Below are 5024 nucleotides of genomic sequence, written 5' to 3'. Positions count from 1 at the left end.
ACCTGGCCGGGTTCGGCGTGGACAGTGAGTTGGTCTACAACCAGGAGCGCAGCAAGGCCAACCTGTTCGCCAGCATCGGCCCGGTGGAATTGCCGGGCATTGTGCTGTCGGGCCATACCGATGTGGTGCCAGTGGATGGCCAACCGTGGACCGTGCCTCCGTTCGCGCTGACCGAGCGCGACGGCAAGCTGTTTGGCCGGGGCACGGCGGATATGAAGGGTTACATCGCCTGCGTGCTGGCGCTGGTGCCCGCGCTGGTCAAGGCAGACCTGCGCCTGCCAGTTCACATCGCCCTGTCTTACGACGAGGAAGTCGGCTGCCTGGGCGTGCGTTCGTTGCTCAAGGCAGTGGAACAGCGCCCGGTGAAACCGATGCTGTGCATCATCGGCGAACCGACCGAACTGAAACCGGTGCTCGGCCACAAGGGCAAGTTGGCGATGCGTTGCGATGTGCAGGGCGAGGCATGCCACTCGGCGTATGCGCCGTATGGCGTGAACGCGATTGAGCACGCCGCCGAGTTGATCGGTGAGTTGGGACGGATTGGGCAGCGGCTGCGCGAGCAGCAAGACCCGAGGTTTGATCCGCCATTCAGCACCGTGCAGACCGGGGTGATTGCCGGTGGCAAGGCGCTGAATATCGTACCGGCGGATTGCCGGTTTGATTTTGAAGTGCGCACGTTGCCGTCGCAGGACCCGGGTGAAGTGGCTGAAGAACTGCAAGCCTACGCCATGCAGCAGGTGTTGCCACGTATGCAGGCTGTCAGCACGCACAGCGCGATTCGGTTTACCGAGTTGTCGGCCTACCCAGGCCTGGTCACCGACGAGCGCAGCCAGGCGGCGCAGTTGATTGCGGCGTTTTCCGGTTCCAGGGATTTCGGCACGGTGGCGTTTGGCACCGAGGGCGGGTTGTTTGATGCGGTAGGCATTCCCACGGTGGTGTGCGGGCCTGGGAGCATGGACCAGGGGCACAAGCCGGATGAATTCGTGAGCATTGAACAGTTGGCAGGCTGTGATGCCATGTTGCTGCGCATGCTCGACTCGATTCGCGTCTGAGCCGCCTCTCTACCCCACACCAACAAGCCCCTTCCCATCGTTAAACCTGGAACTCGTTGCATGTGCGGAGCCACACAAATACCGACTTTTCATCTGTGTACGAAAAGCCCAGACATTGAGTAGCCCACTGACTGCCTCATCGGTACAAAAAAGGTAACCCACATGCGAGTAGAGATCTCCCCCGCACCCTATATAAGTTCAGGCTTCAAAGAGGCCTTATTGAATGGGAGAAACCCATTTGACACGGGCGGATTGGAGAACATGAGCCACGCAGATGTCGCACCCCACGCAAACGTGCGCTTTACCCCGAATTATGGCGCGCCGACATTTGAGGGGGTTCAGCAGTCTAGCGGTGAGGTCTTGGGTGGCTGGCGCAGCGAAAACAAAGCCCTGAAATTCAAGAAGTTTCCCTTTATCAAACTCACGCGCACGCCCGCCAAAGAAGAAGGGAAATCGGTGGGCGACAAGTTTCACATCAGCGTCGCGCAACAGGATGTGCCCAAAGCCTTTGAAGTCATCAGCAAGCTTATTCACTCAAAGGACAGCCCGATCAATAGCTGGAAAGCCACCGATCTAAGCCGTGTTGACCCAAGAGACACACGGATATCGCAGGGCGCTCAGTTCACGCTCTACCCCAAACCAGACCGAACGGATGGCACCTATAGCCCCGAGTACATGGGGAAAATCCAGGCATTGGTAAAAACCCTCGAACAGGCCCTGCAAGAGGCAGGCATCGGTAAAAGCGAGCACACCCCCGCCTCCGATGTCTCGGCGCCGCAGTGGGGATACGTGTCTTATCGCAATGAAGTCCGCAGCGACCGCCAGGGTTCAGAAAGCCAAAGCGCCGCCTTGAAACAAGAGCCCTTTTTCAAGCTCAGCGCCGGCATCGCCGCCTGACAACACTGGGCAAATGTGGGAGCGGGCTTGCTCGCGCCCACATTTTAGTGCTGTGTTTAACCCAACAATCACGCAGCGCTTGATGACGGCTCCACGCCCTGCGCGGGAACGATCGGTTGTTAACCCAGCAACCGCGCGAGTTCTTCGCGGCAGTAATCGACGAATAGCTGCACCGGCTTGGTCAGCGGCGCCCGCCGCAACCACACCGCCGACAACCCGGAACCCGTCACTGTTTCAGCCAACGGCACACACACCACCTTCTGCCCATCATAGGTGTACTCGGTAAACGGCTTGGTCACCAGAATCGAAAACCCAAACCCGCGCCCCACCATGCCGCGCACCATTTCGATCGACGGCGAGCTGAACACGATATTCGGCGTCAACCCGCGCTCTTCAAAGATGCTCACGAAGTAGGTGCGGCTCGGCAGCACATCGAGCAGAATCATCGGTTCGAGCACCAGGTCCGCCAGCGACACCTTGGCCTGCTGCGCAAAGCGGTGGTCCGCCGGCAGCAGCGCATACGGCTGCTGCGGCGGCATCAACGGCGTGGTCTCGATGGTGCCGCCCAAGTCATGCTCAAACAGCATCGCCATATCGATACCGCCCGCCGTCAGCGCTTGCACCAGCTCTTGTTGCTCGCCATCACGAATGCGGATCTCCACCCCCGGCCAACGCGCCTTGAAACCGGCGATCAAGCGCGGCAAATACAACGGCGCCACCGTCTCGAAGCAGCCGATGTCGATCTGCCCCGCCACCACATCATTGTCAGCCAGGGCGTTTTGCTCGAACTCATGCGCCACCCGCAGCAGCTCCAGCGCCTTGCGATAAAACCGCGCGCCGCTGGGCGTGAGCGAAACGCCCTGAGCGTGATGACGAATAAACAGCTGCACGCCAAAACTGTCTTCCAACTGCTTGATCGCGGTAGACACCGACGGCTGCGCGATATACAGCTTGCGCGACGCCTCGGCGACGCTGCCGCACTCGGCCGTGGTCACAAAATATTTGAGTTGGCGCAGGTTATAGGCAGCCATCGGGACCTCCAAAAACGTGGGACTTCGCCCCAAACAAGTGCGTGAAAATCGGCTTTTTCACACGGATTAAAGTCCATGCAACATACCGGAGCAAAAAAACCGGTGAGCTATATTTTTTAAGGTCTATAGCAACAAACTTACTAATTTACCTGCCCGCCCCCATTGCAGATGATCACTCCAACAACAAAGCGCCGCCCGTGCAGCGCACAGCGAAGTACGTCAACGTACTCACCTTGCCTTGGAGCTCGTCATGGTTACCACTGCAACATCCTCCGCACCGCTTATCGAAAAACACACGATTGGATACGTGCCCCCGGAAGATCGCCACGGAAAGGTAAGAGACCTGTTCACCCTGTGGTTCGGCGGCAACATCGCACCGTTGCCCATCGTTACCGGCGCGCTGGGTGTGCAACTGTTCCACCTGAACCTGCTGTGGGGCATCGTCGCCATCCTCGTCGGCCATCTGGTCGGCGGCGTGTTGATGGCCTTGCACTCAGCCCAAGGCCCGCAAATGGGCATCCCGCAAATGATCCAAAGCCGCGCCCAGTTCGGCTCCCTCGGCGCCCTGCTGGTGGTGGTCATCGCCGGCGTGATGTACATCGGCTTCTTCGCCTCCAACATCGTACTCGCGGGTAAATCCCTGCACGGCGTGGTCGACAGCGTGCCCGTGCCGGTCGGCATCGTTATCGGCGCCATCGGTTCCGGCATCATTGGCATCATCGGCTACCGCTTCATCCACGTGCTCAACCGCATCGGCACCTGGGTACTCGGCGCCGGCATCGTGCTGGGCTTCGGCTACATCTTCACCCACGTACAGACCACCGACTTCCTCACCCGTGGCAGCTTCAACATTTCCGGTTGGCTGGCCACCGTGTCCCTCGCCGCGCTGTGGCAGATAGCCTTCGCACCCTACGTGTCGGACTACTCCCGCTACCTGCCGGCCGATGTACCCGTCGCCGCAACCTTCTGGACCACCTACCTCGGCTCCGCCCTCGGTTCCAGCCTGGCCTTCATCTTCGGCGCCGTCGCCGTGCTCGCCACCCCGGTGGGCATGGACACCATGGACGCCGTCAAACTCGCCACCGGCGCCATCGGCCCGCTGATGCTGGTGCTGTTTTTGCTCAGCGTCATCAGCCACAACGCCCTCAACCTGTATGGCGCGGTGCTGTCGATCATCACCCTGGTGCAGACCTTCGCCTACCGCTGGATCCCCACCGCCAAAAGCCGCGCAGTGATCTCCATCCTCGTACTCGCCGCCTGCGCCATCGCCGCCGTGTTCGCCTCCAAAGACTTCATCGGCCACTTCGTCGACATGGTGCTGGTATTGCTGGTGGTACTGGTGCCGTGGACGGCGATCAACCTGATCGACTTTTACGCGATTCACAAAGGCAAATACGACATTGCCTCGATCTTCCGGGTGGATGGCGGGATTTATGGCAAGTACAACCCACAGGCGCTGCTGGCGTATGCGGTGGGGATTGCGGTGCAGATTCCGTTTATGAACACGCCGCTGTATGTGGGGTCAATTTCGGAACACATTAATGGCGCGGATTTGTCCTGGGTGGTGGGGTTGGTAGTGACGTCGCCATTGTATTTTTGGTTGGCGAGTCGGGACAGTGCTTATAAACGCAGGATGGAGGGGGGGAAATTGGTGGGTGGGGTTTAAGCCAACTGCCTGCAGTGATTTGATCGTGATGTTTTGAACCACTCATATCCTGGCTTTGCGGCCGGGGTTTGGGTGGTTTTTAAGTTTTTGGGGGCGGTTTAGTTATCTATAAAGAGCCAGCTGATACACATCACGGTCATGGATGTGAAACCAAGAGAGTGTCAGATTTTTTGTGTGCGGGCCGGTAACGGCCTGCCGACAGGCAGGCCTTAGTTTTACCAGGTAGGCCTGATAAATCGATCTCCGTACAGAATCGCAAATTGGTTCATCGCACTCTTCCAGTCATGTGCCGGTTTGCCCCAGTTAGCAGTGATATTTCGCAATCCCAACCAGATTAATTTTGTTGCAGCATCGTCCGTTGGGAAGTGCCCTCGGGTC

4 protein-coding genes and 1 pseudogene are annotated in these 5024 nt (G+C 58.9%); 3 read left to right on the top strand and 2 right to left on the bottom strand.

What is annotated here, in order from left to right; all coding sequences use genetic code 11:
• On the top strand, positions 1-1052 hold a 1052-nt coding region (argE, locus tag E0F99_RS28840; RefSeq protein WP_130909093.1), incomplete at its 5' end, for an acetylornithine deacetylase.
• 162 nt (positions 1053-1214) lie between these two features.
• Positions 1215-1949 (top strand): type III secretion system effector phosphothreonine lyase, encoded by a 735-nt coding sequence (gene ospF / locus E0F99_RS28835; protein ID WP_232000082.1) that lies wholly within the window; start codon positions 1215-1217, stop codon positions 1947-1949.
• Between the two features lie 119 nt (positions 1950-2068).
• Here ospF and E0F99_RS28830 read toward each other — a convergent pair whose 3' ends face one another.
• A complete protein-coding gene (locus E0F99_RS28830; RefSeq protein WP_083358940.1) occupies positions 2069-2980 on the bottom strand; it encodes a LysR substrate-binding domain-containing protein in 912 nt (303 codons plus the stop codon).
• Between the two features lie 250 nt (positions 2981-3230).
• Between E0F99_RS28830 and E0F99_RS28825 the strand changes: the two genes are divergently transcribed.
• Entirely contained in the window at positions 3231-4646 is a 1416-nt protein-coding gene (locus E0F99_RS28825) for a purine-cytosine permease family protein (protein WP_083358941.1), read from the top strand.
• Positions 4647-4861: 215 nt separating this feature from the next.
• On the opposite strand, the pseudogene E0F99_RS28820 reads toward E0F99_RS28825, so the two are convergent.
• Positions 4862-5024 (bottom strand): annotated as a pseudogene (locus E0F99_RS28820) (IS256 family transposase); the annotation flags it as partial.

This window comes from Pseudomonas antarctica, from assembly GCF_900624995.1.
Lineage (GTDB): Bacteria > Pseudomonadota > Gammaproteobacteria > Pseudomonadales > Pseudomonadaceae > Aquipseudomonas > Aquipseudomonas antarctica.
Note: the sequence above shows the minus strand (reverse complement) of the source record. Positions and strands in the feature narration are given on the sequence as shown.